This window comes from Coprobacter fastidiosus (assembly GCF_982245605.1).
This window is the reverse complement of sequence record NZ_CEVCIF010000007.1, coordinates 26,658-44,765: the sequence shown is the minus strand read 5'-3', so window position 1 is coordinate 44,765 and position 18,108 is coordinate 26,658. Positions and strand designations below refer to the sequence as shown.

At 38.3% G+C, this 18,108-nt stretch carries 14 protein-coding genes; 11 read left to right on the top strand and 3 right to left on the bottom strand.

Going from position 1 to position 18,108, the window contains the following annotated elements; translation table 11 throughout:
• The first annotated feature begins 144 nt into the window (after positions 1-144).
• The 7 genes from AC0UMU_RS03235 (at position 145) to AC0UMU_RS03205 (ending at position 12,383) form a co-directional block, all read left to right on the top strand.
• Positions 145-2,820, top strand: a complete 2,676-nt coding sequence (locus AC0UMU_RS03235; RefSeq protein WP_278715504.1) for a zinc-dependent metalloprotease — start codon at positions 145-147, stop codon at positions 2,818-2,820.
• A 201-nt stretch (positions 2,821-3,021) separates the two neighbouring features.
• Positions 3,022-6,111 carry a SusC/RagA family TonB-linked outer membrane protein gene (locus tag AC0UMU_RS03230; RefSeq protein WP_009317710.1) on the top strand — a complete coding sequence of 1,030 codons (3,090 nt, stop codon included), beginning with the start codon at positions 3,022-3,024 and terminating at the stop codon, positions 6,109-6,111.
• 33 nt (positions 6,112-6,144) lie between these two features.
• On the top strand, positions 6,145-7,617 hold the full coding sequence (locus tag AC0UMU_RS03225; RefSeq protein WP_022601429.1) for a RagB/SusD family nutrient uptake outer membrane protein: 1,473 nt from the start codon (positions 6,145-6,147) through the stop codon (positions 7,615-7,617).
• 25 nt (positions 7,618-7,642) lie between these two features.
• Complete coding sequence (locus AC0UMU_RS03220; RefSeq protein WP_288641607.1) at positions 7,643-8,521, top strand: DUF4843 domain-containing protein; 879 nt, start codon at positions 7,643-7,645, stop codon at positions 8,519-8,521.
• Positions 8,522-8,549: 28 nt separating this feature from the next.
• The gene (locus AC0UMU_RS03215; RefSeq protein WP_022601426.1) at positions 8,550-10,001 is read left to right on the top strand and encodes a hypothetical protein; all 1,452 of its coding nucleotides are present in this window, start codon (positions 8,550-8,552) and stop codon (positions 9,999-10,001) included.
• A 67-nt stretch (positions 10,002-10,068) separates the two neighbouring features.
• Positions 10,069-11,550, top strand: coding sequence for a T9SS type A sorting domain-containing protein (locus AC0UMU_RS03210; RefSeq protein WP_278715499.1), 1,482 nt, complete (start codon positions 10,069-10,071; stop codon positions 11,548-11,550).
• A gap of 380 nt (positions 11,551-11,930) precedes the next feature.
• Entirely contained in the window at positions 11,931-12,383 is a 453-nt protein-coding gene (locus AC0UMU_RS03205; RefSeq protein WP_009317702.1) for a GNAT family N-acetyltransferase, read from the top strand.
• Between the two features lie 25 nt (positions 12,384-12,408).
• On the opposite strand, the gene AC0UMU_RS03200 is transcribed toward AC0UMU_RS03205, so the two are convergent.
• Positions 12,409-12,822, bottom strand: coding sequence for a GtrA family protein (locus tag AC0UMU_RS03200; RefSeq protein ID WP_044261709.1), 414 nt, complete (start codon positions 12,820-12,822; stop codon positions 12,409-12,411).
• Between the two features lie 1,022 nt (positions 12,823-13,844).
• Between AC0UMU_RS03200 and AC0UMU_RS03195 the strand changes: the two genes are divergently transcribed.
• The 4 genes from AC0UMU_RS03195 to AC0UMU_RS03180 all read left to right on the top strand — a co-directional run bounded on the left by AC0UMU_RS03195 (position 13,845) and on the right by AC0UMU_RS03180 (position 16,419).
• Positions 13,845-14,420 (top strand): hypothetical protein, encoded by a 576-nt coding sequence (locus tag AC0UMU_RS03195; RefSeq protein ID WP_473979865.1) that lies wholly within the window; start codon positions 13,845-13,847, stop codon positions 14,418-14,420.
• A complete protein-coding gene (gene tnpB, locus AC0UMU_RS03190) occupies positions 14,407-14,763 on the top strand; it encodes an IS66 family insertion sequence element accessory protein TnpB (RefSeq protein ID WP_473979864.1) in 357 nt (118 codons plus the stop codon). Before AC0UMU_RS03195 ends, tnpB begins: the two co-directional genes overlap by 14 nt.
• A 76-nt stretch (positions 14,764-14,839) precedes the next feature.
• Positions 14,840-16,048: an IS66 family transposase gene (locus tag AC0UMU_RS03185; protein WP_473979863.1), complete on the top strand. Its 1,209-nt coding sequence runs from the start codon at positions 14,840-14,842 to the stop codon at positions 16,046-16,048.
• Complete coding sequence (locus AC0UMU_RS03180; protein ID WP_473979867.1) at positions 16,033-16,419, top strand: IS66 family transposase; 387 nt, start codon at positions 16,033-16,035, stop codon at positions 16,417-16,419. The genes AC0UMU_RS03185 and AC0UMU_RS03180 overlap by 16 nt, the downstream gene beginning before the upstream one ends.
• A 1,027-nt stretch (positions 16,420-17,446) precedes the next feature.
• Here AC0UMU_RS03180 and AC0UMU_RS03175 read toward each other — a convergent pair.
• Entirely contained in the window at positions 17,447-17,767 is a 321-nt protein-coding gene (locus AC0UMU_RS03175) for a DUF2188 domain-containing protein (protein WP_473979862.1), read from the bottom strand.
• Positions 17,768-17,778: 11 nt separating this feature from the next.
• Complete coding sequence (locus tag AC0UMU_RS03170; protein WP_302464149.1) at positions 17,779-18,078, bottom strand: HNH endonuclease signature motif containing protein; 300 nt, start codon at positions 18,076-18,078, stop codon at positions 17,779-17,781.
• Positions 18,079-18,108: the final 30 nt, after the last annotated feature.

Below are 18,108 nucleotides of genomic sequence, written 5' to 3'. Positions count from 1 at the left end.
CCGTTGATTTACGGGATCTCCTTTGTTTGGGTATCAGAAATTGGAAATAGAGAAAAGGCGTGTTCTGTATTTTAGCTGTTTAACTTAACTATGCAAATCATAGAACATGTTTAGGATTAATAATTAAATTATAGGTAAGTGCAAATGAGAAAAGTTGGATTAATATTGCTGTCGGCAGTATTATTGTTCGGATCTCCCGATGTTTATGCCAAAAGGGGGAAATCTAAAAAGTCTAAAAAAACAGAAGTTTCGAAAGATTCTTCAGTGAAAAAAGAGAGTAGCAAGTACAAACGGACTTTTAAGACGAAAGCTTGTGAAACGGCGAAAGGAGACTTTCTTACATTACATTGGACTAAAGGGAAAATCTATTTTGAAATGCCGGTAAAATATCTCGGTCGGGAAGTTTTGATTGCTTCTACTATCTCAGGTGCGAGTGATACAGATCTTGGGATGATCGGGTATAAGCCTAAACCGCCGATGCATGTGAAATTTGTTAAAATGGACAGTCTTATCTGTATGTCGAAGGTAAATGTCGCTCCACGATATGATGAAGGAGATGCAGCAATGAAAAAGGCTATTGGTATCAGTACTTTAGATCCGATTCTGAATACAATGCCTGTTTTTTGCTATACTCCTGACAGTTCGGCGGTTGTATTCGATATGACTACTCTTTTTACCGGATCGAACGACCAATTATCTCCTATGTCGAATGGCGGTGGTGTAGTGAGTGTTTCAGGTTCTTTCAATTCTAAAGCTTCGACTGTGACAGGAATAAAAGCATTCGAAGATAATGCTTCTATCAAGTCATATATGTCTTATTCGGTTTCGACAAAACTGATGGGACTGTACACGTTATCGCAGAATGTTCCGGTGACATTTCAGGTAACTCGTACGATTCTACTTTTACCGGAGCAGAAAATGCGTCCTCGTGTTTCAGATTCACGAATAGGTATTTTTAATACAAACCGTTTGAATTTCGATAAGAATGAAGATTTTATCAAAACCTATTCGATGATTCACCGTTGGAATTTGCAGCCTAAAGATACTGCGGCTTATTTACGAGGTGAATTGGTTGAGCCGGTGAAGCCGATTGTTTTTTATTTAGATGACGCTTTCCCTGCAGCCTGGGCTAAAGGTGCGCGTATGGGTATTCTTCGCTGGAATAAAGCATTCGAAAAAATCGGTTTTAAGAATGTGATTCAGATTCTCGATTTTCCGAAAGATGATCCTAATTTTGATCCAGACAATTTAAAATATTCTTGTATTCGTTATGTTCCTGCACGAGTTATGAATGCTATGGGTCCCTCATGGGTAGATCCTTCTACCGGAGAAATTATCAATGCGTCAGTATTGGTTTATCATGATGTGGTCAAGCTGTTAAACCAATGGCGTTTTGTACAGACTGCACAAGTAGATGAAAGAGCTCGATGTAAGAAAATGGATGAGGATATGGTTACCGAATCTATTGCCTATATTTTAGCTCATGAAGTCGGACATTGTCTCGGATTTATGCACAATATGGCAGCATCTGCCGCTTTTCCGGTCGATTCTTTACGTTCGGCAAGCTTTACCCAGAAATACGGAACTACGCCTTCTATCATGGATTATGCTCGTTTCAATTATGTTGCTCAACCGGGAGATAAGGGGGTTAAACTGACTCCTCCTGATTTAGGTGTATATGATTATTATCTGGTAGAATATGCTTATAAACCGATATTTGAGGCAAAAGATGAGATGGAAGAGATTCCGTATCTCGAAGCTATGATCGATGCAAAAGCAGGAGATCCGCTTTATCGTTACGGAAGACAACAAGTCTCAGGACGTTATGATCCGAGTGCCGTGGAGGAGGATCTTGGCGATGATGCGATCAAGGCATCCGATTACGGTGTAAAGAATCTGAAATATATTCTTGCTCACATGAATGAATGGATAACAGATGAAATGGATCCGGACGGTTCATACAGGGAGATGACTTATGAGAACTTGGCTAAACAATATGACCGCTATTTCCGTCATGTTATGTTGAATATCGGAGGAATTTATTTGACCGATTTGAAAGCCGGTACTCCGGGAGAAAGAGTTCGGGCAGTAGAAAAATCGAAACAAAAAGCTGCCCTTAAATGGGTGATAAACGAGTTGAAAAATTGCGACTGGTTAGACAATGAAGAAGTGACAAAGAACTTCGGATTAAGAGTCGGATTAGCTCCGATTATGAGATACTATACCGGACTTGAATTATTTAATTCATACAGCAATGTTATTTTTTCGTCTCATATTGCCGGAAAAGAGGGTTATTCTCTCAAAGAATATTTTGATGATCTATATTCTTTGGTTTGGGAAAGCGCCATAAAGAAGAATCATGTACCCGAATCTGACCGTATGTTGCAACGTCTTTTCTTAGAAAGAGCTGTATATGTAGCCGGTAAAGCAACCAAGCCTTTACAAAAAATGGGATTGACCGACGAAAATAGTATTGCTGCGGCTTATGCTCCGTCTGTTGACGAAATTGTCTCTATGGAATTGGATGAAAGCGGAGTTGTAGAACGTTATAAAGATGTTTTGCGTGAATTGGAAATGAAAGAAGGCTCAGGTGTTGTCGCACGAAAAATGGCTCAAGATGAGATCGGCTATGGTTACGGTTGGCAATATAAAGTAAATTTGAGAAGTATAGATAATTCGAAAGATCTGTTATTCGGTCAACTTTTACGTGTTCAATCTTTATTGAAGTCACGAATGGGTGCTGTCGATACCGATACAAAAGCTCACTTTAAAGCTATGTTGTACTTGATCGATGAAGCTTTGGATGCAAGATCTAAATAAATGGGTTTTGAACGGTTCGGAAGAAAATTCTTATTTTCTTTCCGAACCTGACCTTTTCCTAAACTATGCAAGATTTGTAAGATTGTAGGTTATATCGTTCCGGATACTGAAACCTGAACCTATTCCGGATTTTAATTTTATGTAAAATAGTCGAACATGTTTTCTCCGAACGGGGAAAGATTATAAAAACTCAGAAATTATATGTTATACACTTTTGTTCTGAGACGGTGGTTGAAGAGAGTTTTGCTGTTATCTGTTTTAGTAATGATAACCGGCTTAATAAATGCTCAAACCCCTCCTAAAAATGAAAATAAACAAACTTCAGATAAAAAAGAGCAACCTAAAACCCAACGAGTTACGGTTATCGGTACGGTACTTGATAGTAAAGAAGAGCCGTTACCGGGAGTTGTTGTGAAAGTAAGAGGAACAACACAGGCGGTAGCTACGGATGTTGACGGGCGGTTTATTATACAGATTCCTAAATCGGATAAAGACATATTTCTCGATTTTTCGTTTGTAGGTATGTTGCCGCATTCTATCAAGGTTGTAAAGCCTGAACGAAAATTGATTGTTCACTTAAAAGAGGATAATGTCGCTTTAAGTGAGGTTGTGGTAAATGGTTTTTTTGCGCAAGATAAGAAAACTTTTACGGGAACTGCGACGACGTTACAGCGTGATGATTTGTTGAAGGTTTCCAGTACGAACGTTTTGAAAGCGATTACGGCACTGACCCCTAATATGAAAATTGTAGAGAATAATGCAGCGGGATCAAATCCGAATGTAGTTCCTGAACTGATAATTCGTGGTGCTAACTCTTTGGCTATTAGTGGAGAACAGGGAATTAATAATCCGTTGGTAATATTGGATGGAGTAGAGATTTCTATGGAAGAGCTTTATGATATGGAGATCAATGAAATAGAATCTGTTACGATATTAGAAGATGCTTCGGCTACGGTACTTTACGGTGAACGGGCTGCCAACGGTGTAATTTTGGTAGAACGTGTCAGGGCAAAGGATAGTAAAGTGCGTTTACGTTATAGTTTTACTCCGACATTTGCTTATGCTGATCTTTCTTCGATGAACTTGACCAATGCCGAGCAGAAGTTGGAGCTGGAACGCCTTGCCGGTCTTTATGATACCGATGATGGTTCTTTAGATCAGGCATACGCATATAAATTGGAAAATATTCGGAAAGGAATCAATACAGAGTGGTATAAAGCTCCATTGCGCTTCGCTTTCAGCCATTCCCATTCTTTGACACTTACCGGTATGGGGCAAAACTTATCTTATTCGGCGGGACTTAGCTTTAGAGATACTTATGGTATTATGAAAGGAGACTATCGTCGTAATTACGGATTCAATATAAATTTCGGTTATCGGTTGACTGATAAGTTGACTATCTCTTTTACAGGAAGTTATGGATTGGGCGGAAGTAAGAGTTCTCCTTATGGAGATTATTCCACATATAGTAAAATGAATCCGTATGAACCGATTTATGATGAATACGGGGAATATATCAAAGAATATTATTTCGATCCTTTCGATCCTTCCGGATCAGAAAAAAAGATCGAAAATCCTTTGTATAATGCGACTTTATCGAGTTTTAGTAAAAATCAGAGCCGGAATATGAAAAACTCGGTAATGATACGTTGGGATATCGTACCTCAATTCTATGTTACCGGACAAATAAATTATTCTTCAGATTACAGTCAGTCCGATGTATATGTTTCTCCGGATGATTCTCAATATCTGTTAACGGTAAATCCTGCCGAAAAAGGTTCTTATACGATCTCCGGAACAAATAATTCGGCATGGGACGGAAAATTTACAGCCAGTTATAGAAAACAGTTTAAGGATGTCGGGTTTTCTGTTAATGCAGGTTGTTCAAGTATATCTTATAAATACTCCAGCGATTTTTCTGCGCAAGGGATCGGGTTTATGAAGGATAATTTGAATGATATCAAGTTTGCTATGGGATATACCAAGAATGGAAAGCCGAGTGGTGATGAGAATATCAGCACAAGTGTAGGATTTTATGGAAATACGACGATTGTTGTTTTAAAACGATATATTATAGACGGAAATCTCTCTTACTCGGGAAATTCTTCGAACGGTGCAAATAAGCGTTTCGGACCGTTCTGGTCGGTTGGTGCTCGTTGGAATATCCATGAAGAGAAATTTTTTAGAAAGAGTTGGCTGAATGATTTGAGCCTCCGTTGGAATATGGGATCTACGGGAAATGCCGGGTTTAGTGCAAAACAGGCGGTAACCCGATATCAATATGATCAGGATAATGATTATTATACAGGAGTCGGTGCTACCCCGATAAATATGGGAAATCCCTTATTGAAATGGCAAAAGACCTTGAAGAATACATTTGCGATAAATACTCGTATGTTTCAGGATCGTCTCTCATTTAATTTTAGTTTCTATTTAGATAAGACTTTTGATATGTTAGTACCCATCGATTTGCCTCCTTCAGTCGGGGTATCCAGTGTGAAAGTCAATATGGGAGAATTACTGAATAAAGGACTTAGTTTTAGTTTGTCCGGAAGAATTTTGCAAACAAAAGACTGGTATCTGAGCTCTTATATCAACGGGTCTCATAATTTCGATAAAATAACGAAGATCAGCGATGCCTTGGAAAAAACCAATCAAGGAGGAGATACCGGGACTAAACCTAAACTTCTTTACAAAGAGGGCGGTTCTCAGTACGATATATATGCAGTGCGTTCTGCCGGTATCGATCCGGCTACTGGGCAGGAAATTTTTATTACCAAAGACGGACATTATACTTTGAAGTATAATGAAGATGATAAAGTTGCTGTGGGAAATGAAAATCCTATATTGAAAGGAAGTTGGGGAATGACATTGGCGTACAAAGGATTCGGATTGAATCTTACTTCGAGCTATACGTTTGGTGGAGATATTTACAATTCGACGATTGCCGATGCTGTTGAGAATATTGATCCTTATTTCAACGTTGACGTTCGAGCTTTTACCGATCGATGGAAACAACCGGGAGACCATACGCGTTTTCTTGGATTAGGTGAGAAGAAAGAGACCTATCGTTCTGAAAGGTTTGTAGAAAAGAAAAATGAATTTTATCTGTCGAACATAACTTTCACGTACGAGTTGCCTAAGTCGTTTCTGAAAAAAATCAAATTGGAGAGATTAGTTGTCGGAATTGCTTACGACGACGTATTCAGAATTTCGTCGGTAAAAATGGAAAGAGGTACTTCATATCCTTACCAACGAAGTCTGAATCTTATATTCCGACCGACTTTCTGATAAACGTGTTGTCAATTTATTTTATTAAAGAATATGAAAACAATAAAATATATCAAACTCCTGCTTTGTGTGACGGTATTGCCGTTGTTGTTGGCGAGTTGTGCAAATTTCTTGGATGTTAATCCGAAGGCGGAAGTGCTTGATAAAGATCTTTTTGAAACGGATGAAGGTGTTGAGGATGCTCTTTATGGGGTATATACGACTTATCGGTCTAATGAGATTTATGGAAAATATATATCCATACTTTATCCGGAAGCTATGTCTTTAAATTTTTCCGCAAAAGGTGGTGGAGGCTTAGACTACCTTGCTCATGCCGATTTTGAGAATGCTTCTGCACGTTCTTTGTGTAATGCTACATGGAAAAAATCTTATCAGGCTATCGGTTATGTAAATAATATAATACAGAATTTGGAAGCAATCAGTCCGACAAAGTTCAGATATTATAATTTGTATAAGGGAGAAGCTTTGGGACTGCGGGCAATGTTGCATTTTGACTTGCTAAGGCTATTTGCCGTGGATTATAATGCTAATGACAGGGAAGCTTGGAATAAAGCTATACCTTATGTCACGCGTTACTCCTATGATATCACTCCATTTTATACGGTAGGTGAGGTATATAATAAAGTGATAAAGGACTTGAAAGATGCTGAAGTTTGTTTAGAAGAGGATCGGCAATTGGTTCAGGCAGAACGCACTAATATCGGCAGTTCTTTTACCGATTGTCGGGTTATTCACATGAATCTTTATGCTGTACAAGCTCTTTTGGCTAGAGTATATTGGATGAAACAGGATATGGATAGTGCAGCTATTTATGCCAAGAAAGTAATCGACAGTCAAAAATTTCCGTTGATGACATCTTCTGATTTTGTTCAATTCGAGAGAGGGGTATTGAATATGAAAGAGACGATTTTTGGACTTTATGCACCTACTTATGCTTCAAATTGTTATTCGATATTCGGAAAAACAGGTAGTACGGATATGTTAACGTTAAATCCTGATTATGAAAATTGGTATAGTGATACACAAGGACCTACACCGGAAGGCTCTGATTTACGTCTATCTGCATGGTTCGGTTCTACACTTGAAGTAAGCCCGGCTTGTGTGAAAATGATCAATTCGATGTTTGATAGCGGTTCTACCGATTCACAATATTCAGGAGATTCATATCTTGGAGTAAGTTTGATTCGAGTTCCGGAGATGTATTATATCATGGCAGAGGCGTTGCTTGAAAAAGATCCTCAGCAAGCGACGGCTTATTTTGATAAAGTAATCGAATCGCGAGGCATGGTCAAATTTGCTGATCGCGTCGAGGGCGGAATTACAGCAGACGATATTTATATTGAACGGCGGAAAGAATTTTATGGAGAAGGACAGCAGTGGTTCAATATGAAGCGTTTGAAGAAAGATATTCAGATCAGCGAGTCGAATGTTCTGGACGGTCGTTTAGATAAAAACTATAAAATGTTGATCCCGAATGATGAGGATTTGCGTGATAATTATGAGTAAATTCATTATAATATTGAGTAAAGATATGGACAGATTAAAAAAATATGAAACAGGAATAGTCGGGAGTTTTTTGCTGTCGTTGCTTTTGCTGTTCAGCTCTTGTCAGAATACGGGTCTTATGTATGATGTTTCTCAGCCGGGTACTGTGTACTTTGTAAAAACAGCATCGGCCGATGCTCCGGTATGTTCGTTTGTTTTTGAAGCTGAGGATGAGATAACCTATGAAGTCCCGGTAAAACTGATGGGGATGCCTTGCAATTATGACCGGGAATTTGTAGTGACATTAAAACAAGATACAATGACTACGATAAAGGCGGGAGGTGTCAGCTATCCTGTCGAAACAGCCGAATTGGGAAAAGATTTCGATATGGGAAATTTGATTATACCAGCAGATTCTATCATGGGAAAAATCGTATTTACATTGCATCGCATTCCGGAGATGCAAAATACCTATCGAAGTGTGTTGATGGAAATCGGTACGAATGAAAATTTTATACCGTTATACGGAGATTATTATCGGTTCTTTATATCCGATGGAGATGTGCCTCTTCCGACATGGTGGAACAACGGAGGTACAGGTACGGGACTCATTGAAGGGTGGCAAATGTATATCGGTAAGTTTTTCCCGGAAAAATTCAGGCTGATGCTTGAATATTATTGGGATATGGAAGAAACACAACCTGAATTTTATGAAGAAGCTGTAAGTAAGTATGGCAAATATCTGGATAAAGAGGGTATTACGGCCGGATTTTATCAAAAAGACAATCCTGCTGTCTGGGCTAAGTATGTTCTGATCCCGTTGTATGAGTATTATAAGGCGAACCCTATTCCGAATGATTGTCCTTTTGCCGAGTCCGGCAATCAAGGTGAGTTTTGGCGTGATCCGGTTGCGTTGTACAGATGATATTATTTAATTGTAAAATATTTTTCTTATGCGGAAAATTAATATATGTTTTTTGATACTGCTGTTGTTGACAGGATGTTACGGTGTGGAAGAGCAAGAACTGACTCCGTTGGCAGAATTGACAATCGGTAATCCTACCGATGTGATTAATGCCGATTTGGGGATCGAATTGGTTTTTGATGCTCAGGTATCCAGTGCAAATGACCAAACGGTAAAATATGAATGGGCTTATGGCACTCCGAACCCGTCTTCTTCGGCTGTATATCCTATAAAAGGTGATCTGAAAGTAATCTCGACAGATCCTAACATAAGATATACGTTTACTCGTGTCGGCAATTATATTATGCGGTTGAAGATAGATAACGGCGAGTCTATTGTCTTTAAATTCTATACTTTAAATGTCAATTCGGGGTTGGACGAAGGAATCTTGATCTTGAATACCGATGATCAGGATCATAGTTTGCTGACATTCATTAAAACCCGAACTCCGGAAGAGGAAGAAGAAGGAGCGCAGGAAATATATGAAGATATTGTCGGGATGATAAATCCGGGTATTGAGATAACAAAAGGCGTCGATCTTTATATCGCCAATAAGAATTCAGAAGGTAACTATCCCGATCTGGTCGTTTCTTCGGCCGATGACAAAGGCTCGATTATCAGTATGGATCCCCGGAATTTTGAATTGAAGAAAGTTTTAAAAGTCGAGGAACTTTATCCCGGTGTAAAATGCCTCAATTTTGCCGGATTTTCTTCGTCTGCCAGTGGCCGATATACGATGATGAACGGAACGGATGGTGCCATTTACCGGTATGACCTGTTGACAAATGATGTCGCGCTTCGTACAGATTCGAGAAATTTAGGGGTCGAAAAAGCTTATTATGGCACATTTGATGACGATCATTATCATTTCTTCTATAAAGAATCGGTAATTTATGCTCCAAGCTATGCTAAGATCGATAGTACATCGGTTGCAAACGGATCGTCATTGACCGATTACAAAATCGTAAACATGGTTTTCAGAAGAAGAGGTTCAAGAGAATTATGGGTAATTACTCGTCGCAAGTCCGATAACAATATTGTATTGCACAAGATGTCCAGTACTTTTACTCAATATGCCAAACGGTTGGATTATGCTGAAACAGAACCTATGGCTATGGATGAAAATTCGGTAATGATTACCACACGGAGATCGGCGCAGATGTACTATAATTATGACAACAAGGTTTATCGTTGGGATTACGCATCCCGTATTCCGACAATAAATTCGAAGCCTGCTATTACTCCTCCTGCAGGGGAAGAAATAACGACTTTGGGACGTAGTTATGATGAGAACTATCTCTATGTAGGTACTTATAACCCTGCCAGATCAGGGAAAAAAGGAAGCCTGTATATTTACGATTTTGCGACCCAAAATTTGGTGAAGAGTTACGAAGGAATTGTCGATAAGCCTGTAAAAATTCTTTATAAATATAGGATGTAAAAAATAGAAGATTAATCAGGTCGGGCAAAAAAGAAATTTTCTGCCCGACCGTAAAAATTGACAGTGTATGAAAAAGAATTTACTAATTGCTTTGTTTGCCCTTTGTGCGTATAGTTTGTATGCTGACGGGCAGGTGGTGACTCTGGACAGCATTATGACCAGAGATGTGTATAACGATTTGTGGAAATCGGAAAAATATACTTATGACGAGAAACAACAGGTTGTGAAATATATCAAATGGGATAATACGGGAAGCAGTCTGAAACAGGATAGTACCTTTTATCGCTATGATGCGCAGGGGAATATGATCTTTCGTGAGAAATGGACATACCCGCGTACTTCAAGGTATCTCGGATGGAAAGGTTCTTCTCGGGAAGAGAATGAATATTATGCGGATGGGAAACTTTATAAGGAAAAAAATTGGAGCTATTTTCAACCGAATGCCGATACCGAAGGGGAATGGTATGCTAGTAGTGGATATACATATACTTATTATGATAATGGGAGTATTCATACTAAGTTGATGGCAAGTGGAGGCTATAAAGATGGTGCTCCGTTACCTTATAAGGATAAATTGATGTATGTTTATACGTATGACAACCAGGGCCGTGTAGTATTGGAAGAATCCTTCGATAAAAGTGCTTCAGAAGAATGGACGGAAAAAAGTAGCCGAAAAACTTTTGAATATAGTAATGAAAGACTGAAAGATGCTTCTCTTGAGTTATATGAAGATTATGAAAATGGAGAGTGGATACCTTCCAGTAAATTAGAGCGAGAATTTAGTGCCCAAGACAGTCTTGATTGTAAAACATATTGGAGTTATAATAATGATTCGAAAGCATGGGAAGGTTCGTCTAAAGAGGACTATATTTTAGATGATGCAGGAGTGACTACTGAACGTATGGATTATGAGTGGGAGAATGGAGAGTGGAAAGCTGATGTAAAAATGGAGTATGCTTACGATGATGCCGGACGAAAAATCTATTTTCATAGATGGGTTGTTGAAGAAGACGATAACTTGAAGGATGATTCTGAAACAGAATATGGATATGATGATAAAGGTCGTAATAATATGATAGCTTATTATTCGTATTCAAGCGGTGCGAGAAAAGGTACTACAAAATCAGTACAAGTTTTTAATGATAAAGATCAGGAAATTGAAAAAACTACTTATCAGTGGAGTACACTTGATAATAATTGGGAAGGGAAAAAGAAAGAAACCACTACCTATAATGAAAATGACGATATCGCATCTATAAAAGAAGATGTTTTTGACGGGTTCGAATATATGGACCAATATGTACACACATATTATTATACGGTTCATAATACCGGAGGTATTTCTGAAGCGAAGTCCGACACGATGAATTTTAAAGTTATGGTACAAACCGGCACTATACAAGTTGAAGTATCGGATGGCAGCCCGGTTTCTTTTTATGACTTGAACGGTAAATTGATAAAGAGCAATAGTACGATATGTAGTTCTTTGTCGGCGGGTGTATATGTTGTAAAAGTCGGTGTTAATGCTGTTAAAGTAATGGTCCCTTAATTATTATTTCGAGAAGAATAGAGCCAAAAAGTCCGGATATATTATCGGATTTGGATGGGCTTTTAAAATAATACATCGCAAAAATAAATTTGAGAAAAGCGTAATGAATTAGCATAAATAGCTTTCGTTACGCTTTTTTTGTATTAAGGCATAGAAAACCTTATTGTAGCCAAATTGCACAGAAGTCCGGTCATCGGTTCATTATACTCTATGAGAGGGTGTAGTAGATTTCATCGTTTTTCTGCGCAATGGAAAAACGAAAGAATAAAATTGTAATATACTCATTACGCAGAAATACAAAAAAGCGCTGTTCTTCATAAACGATAAGTAGTGCTTTTTTGTAACTTTATAGCCTATTTTAATCGATTATACATTCAAAAATGGAAATAGAAAAATTACAATATTTATCAGATGAAATTTTAGATGAGTTGTTGATAGTATGGGAAAAGTCTGTACGTAGTTCTCATCATTTCTTAAAAGAAGAAGATATAGAATATTTCCGACCTTTAATTCGAAATCAATATTTTCCGGCAGTTGAACTTTTTGTAATACGAAATGAAATCAGACAAATTGTCGCTTTTATGGGGTTAAGTGATGATATGTTAGAAATGTTGTTTGTACTGCCTGAAGAGCAAGGAAATGGTTATGGCAAAGGATTAGTGGATTATGCGATCAACAAATGTAATATCTATAAAGTAGATGTGAATGAAGATAACGAACAGGCTTATCAATTTTATTTGCATATGGGGTATGAAGTCATAGGACGAGATGAATATGATTCTTCAGGTAAACCTTTTCCTATTCTACACTTACAACAGCCGTCAAATCGTTGAAAGTGAAATTAATTTCCAGAGATATTTATCTGTTTTTATGAGGGTGAATCTTTTTTATCCATTTGAAAGATGGCTTCAGAGCCATACGTACCAGTAAAAAATTGATCGGAAGAATAACAATCCAAACAGGCATAGGGGCATACGCTTTGGGTACACCGAGAAATATGAATAAATTGAAACAAGATATTTGCAACAGATAGTTAATGACATGACTTCCGCAAAATCGGATTGCGTTTTTAACCGAAGGTTTGGTTTTGAATGTGTAGTAGTTCGATAATAAGAAGTTACAGACAAAACTGATAATGAATCCGGTAGTATAAGCAATGTTTAAAGAGAGAAAATTGCTTAGTGCTAAATAAATGCTATAATGTATGACCGTAATGATCGTACCGGTGACAATGAAGCGGAAAAGTTCACGGTAACGAAGCTTTTGTTTCATAAACGGCATTAATTCTAACTTAATAAATATTCGTTTTTGTGGAACTATGAATTATAAAATTCTGACAAATGTAATGTAAAAAGATTAGATACACAATTTTATTACCGATTTGCTTTATATTTTGTAGTATGATTTTTTTAAGAGCTTTTTGGAAGCTTGTTGTCGGTTGATTGATGTATCCTGTTTACAGGAATAGTTGTTAAACAGTTAATTGAATGTGGAAATTTACAATGGATTTTTTTAGAGAATTGGGAGATATGAAGTTCAATAAAAGGGCATTTCATTTTATTGCAATAAAGCCTGATCTCACCATTTACTACATCCTTCAAAATGGCTTTAATAAACTCTTGAACATCGATAGACAATATCTATAGTTCTGTTATCTTGTTTATATTCATATTTTAATTGTGAAATACGACTTTTGAGGGAGAAATATTACTGTTTGTAGATGAAGCCATCAGAAGTAATAAGGATCTGTATTAGTATCAAAGGCATAGCAACCATGAACCCCATAAACGCAAAAAGCGTGCAACTCATTGAGCTGCACGCTTTTTACTATTTATTGTTACTGTCTTTTATCGCAGTTTATTTGACTTCCTCTAAAACAACTTCAACTGATTATCAGAAGGTTACAAACATCATGGTACAAATATGGTAATTTTATACCGTAAATATTCATATAAACAAAATTGGGAAACATTGATTTGTAAATAGCTGATTATTAGATGTTAAGTGGATTATAAACTATTGTATTCTTTGTACTGATAATACAGATTATAACAATCCTGCTGACATCAGTTATCTCCATTGAGAAGTGTGAGGTGTTGTACATAAATCAGCTTGCCCTTCCATTGATTCTGGAAAGCATGTATATATTGTTTTCACTGCATTGGTGTTAAATTGAATACTCTTATGGGAATAAAAATAAACGCCCTCGATTTGAGCATTGTTGGTATAACCGTCCGCGATAGCGTCTTGTAGTCTGCCTGTAGTATTTCTAACTTTGCCATAAAATTTTAAATATGGAAAAAGTAGAATACTACAGGCAGATTTTTTCTGCTTTTAAAGAATTATGTGCGTGCGGCAAACAATCATGTTCTTTTCGGGAATATTGCCGTGAGCATGGTGTCAGTTATTATAGGATGTATTTAGTATTGAAGGAAGAATACCCGAGTTTAAATGAGATTCCCGGATATACAAGAGGCAGCAGCCTGAAATTCCTTTGTTCTCAGGTTTATGAAGATTTTAAGAGTCTCTGTGCCGATGGCAGACAGCCAGGGACTTTTATAGATTATTATAGAGGTTTTGGAATAACCAAGAAACAGATGAAGAGCTATCTGAGGCGCAACAGGCTGCGTGTTATAGATTTGCCGGGATATACGAGTCATTTCGGTGTTCCGGGTTCACAATATAAGGAAATACCTTTTGAGGATATTATCTTTGAGGAAGCAGGTTTTCTTCCTGCAGAGAGTTGCAATGTGATTACAGTCAGGGTAGATGGCAATGTTGAAGTAAGCTTCCCGGCAGATACAGACTTGTCTGTTATTGCTAGGTTTATCCGTAAAATGGGAAAGGAGGTCACTCATGTGGGGGATTGATTCATATATGCATCTGTGGGTCTGTCAGAATCCGGTCTCTATGCGTTACGGTATACGTGGTCTGACGCAAATGATATGGTCATGGAAAGGACATTCTCCGGTTTCTGGAGATGTATATGTATTTTTCTCACAGGACCGTAAGACCATGAAAGCATTAAAATGGGACGGTGACGGCTTTTTGATGTATACTAAAAGGCTGTCTCAAGGACGTTTCCGGGAAGTGCTGAAAAACAAGGATGGCAGTGTCCGTAGGCTTCAATGGGACGACTTTTACATGCTGATGAGGGGGCTCACACCTGTAAAAGTAACGGTCGAGAATCGCTTTAGAATGGCCGTCAAATAACATGTACAATACTGATAATCAAACAAATAAAGTGTAAAAAGTTGTATATATCAGTCTTTTTTCGTAACTTTAAAGCATGAAAAAGGATGAACTGATAGAGCTTTTGCAACGCCAGAATGACTTCCTACAGGGTAAACTGGAGGAAGCCTTGACGTCTGTCCATTCACTGACTTCCGCTAACGAGAAGCTGACTGCTACGGTTGAGGAACTGAGAAGGCAGATAGCCTCTTTGGAGAAAACTCTCAAAGGAAAGAACATCGAACTCAGTAAGGAAAAAACTGCCCGTCAGGCTATGCGCCGCCTGCAGGAATCCCCGTCGGAAAGACAGACCAGACAGGTAATATCCAGCCCGGATGCTCCAGAACAGAAGAAGGAAAAGAAATGCACAAACAACGGGGCAAGGAAAAAGACACATCCTGAATGTGAGATTGAAACTGTTGAGGTAGAGCCTGACAGTCCGGAGTTCAATCCGGAAATAGCCAGATATATGTGTACATGCGATGTCGTGCGTTACTCAATGATTCCCATGCGCTTCATCAAGACAATCTATAAAGTAAAGAAATATATTCAGGACGGTATAATCTTCAAAGGTCCTGTTCCGGCAACTCCTCTGTTGAACTCACAGTACACATCCTCTTTTATCGCAGGTCTGGCTGAGTTGCGCTATCTGCACGGCATGCCGCTTGAGAATGCAGTCGAATACTTCCGTTCACACGGTTTCGATCTTGATAAGGGTACCGCCCAGAAACTTGTCAGCAAAACCAAAGTACAGCTTGAGAACCTTTATAGGGCCCTTGCAAAGGCAATCCTAGAGGATAATTATATCTGTGGTGATGAAACTTATCAGAAAGTACGTCTGCAGGTAGCCACTGAATCCGGAAAGAAAATCAAGAAAGGATATATCTGGGTGTTTGTCGGTATGACCACAGGCCTGGTGTATTTCTTTTATGATGACGGATCACGTTCTGCTGAAGTCTTCGAAAATGAAATAAAAGGATTTAACGGTGCCTTCCAGTGCGACTATTACTCCGGATACCGCCATATCGGAATCGGTAATCTGAAAGGAATTAAAAGACTTCCCTGTCTGCAACATATAAAACGGAAGTTTCTGGATATAAAGGATAATACTATTGCCCAGCAAACAGCCAAGCGCTTCGGCCTGTTGTATCACTTCGAGCATAAATACAAAATAGGCAAGTACGGATGGACTGACGAGGACCACCTTCAGTGGAGACAACGTTACTCAAAGGTGATGCTTGAGAAAATCAAATCCACAGAGGACTGATTGAGATTAAAGACCGTCCGGGAATACCTCCTGATGACCCTCTGAATGCGGCTGCAGAACATGCGCTGAAACAGTGGAATGAAATCCCTGCAATCTTCTCTTCTCCTACATACAGGCTTGACAACAATGAAGTTGAACGGATCAACAGGTATATATCACTGACACGACGACGTCTGACAATCGGATCTCATACCGGAGCCGAAGTGGCTGTGTTGTACCATTCATTAGCCATAACATGCCATAGATGTGGAATAAACATATTTGAATACTTCTGCGACATTATAGACCGTTGTGCCGCATGGCCTCCTAATACCCCTATAGATAAATATCGTGATTTGCTTCCTGACAGATGGAAAAAAACACAAAGATAGCCGTCCAAAAATCTGGACGGCTATCTTTTTATGTGGTGAACGCTATCGCGGACGGTTGTACCATTGTTGAGAGGCTTGGGAGTTCTGATGTCGCAAAAGTACATCAACTATTCTATTCCGCCAAACTGTTGTGGATGTTTCTGCAGCAAGGTTTATCGTCATCAGTTTACGCAGGGGCCGGCTAATTTTCGCAACAATCTTATTTAGTAAATAAGAGTTACCACCAAACGGAAAAATAATATTTTACTCTTATACATTACCGACCGGGTAAGTCTTTGTAGTAAAAAATAACTCCATGTGCGGTCCTATATATTAATCAGTTTAATTTAGTATCTATATATAAAGGAAATAAACCAAACTAAACTGTTTTTAAGTTGCTCGAAAAGCGAAAACAAGATCTTGTCTCATTTATTAGACATGCAGATATGCAAGCATATTATTAATGTATAAATGAAGAGATACAACATCGTTCTTATGGCTTTTTTGTTCTTATGTTTTTTTGCTAAAGGAAATATCAGGCAGTCCAAACTAATTTCCTATATAACGAAGGAAGATTGTTGATGATACTTTCATAGAACAAGATAAAATTCTTGCTTTTATACGTTCACGATGTTGTTACTGTTCAAAACTCATGAACTGATATTAATTATGAATGATACATTGTATTGTAAAAATACTCAATCCACTGCGTAAAATGTAGAGATACACAATATCTAAATGAACATTAAATAATTACATACAAAAATCAATAAGTTAAAAAGGCTTATAAGATGCATATATGAAGCAATTAAGCAAGAGAATGAGTAATATTGACTAGAAACTATAGTGCCGGAAATTGAGAAGAAATGGATACAGTCTATTCATAACTAGAGTTTGATTATGAACCAATTTGAGAACAGAATCCAGATATAAAAACAAACTTGCAGCTGAATCCTGTTTCCATTTACACAAAATTCCGGACAGTGCCTATCTAGAATAAAAATAGCAGGCCTTTGAAACGGCCTGCTACCTCCATGAAAAGCGATGCTTAATGCCTGGAGTCCTTGGGAGGACATGGGTCATTTCCATAGCTGTTGGGATTTTGAATCTTACCATCTGCTCCATGAGGAATAAGTTCTAGTCCTTCCCTCTTTGCCAGATCGCGACTCCACTCCATTGCTTCTTTTTTCGTATCAAAATGCTTTGAAGCCCTGTCTGCGTTAGGTCTTTTCGCATCCCAACCTCCTCTGTTTGGATTAGAAACAATGTGTATCTCTTTCCTCATAACAGTAAGGTTTAAATTGTGAAAACAATGCGGTGGACTTCCGATTCCGCTACGGAGCACTTGAGGCGTTGCATACCGTGCCAACTGTTTGGCGATTACTTCTCTACGTTATGGTCCCCCTGAGAAGTGATTTTGCAGCACAAACGGTCATCTTGTCTGGATGCATTGTTCTTCCACTGAAGTGGTCGAAGGTTGGACAGATTATCAGAACCACCCTTGGAAACGGGAATAATGTGGTCAATCTCCCATCCATATTGACTGGTTCTGTCACCATAGTATTTCCAACCAATCCAGGCACCACACTGGTCTTTACGCCACACTGCAGGGTTATTGTTACCGACTGTTTGTGCCTTATTCCAGACAGCAAGTTTTGTTTCTTCACTGAAGTCTGCCATTGTGTAATTGGATTTAGTTCCTGTTGTCTG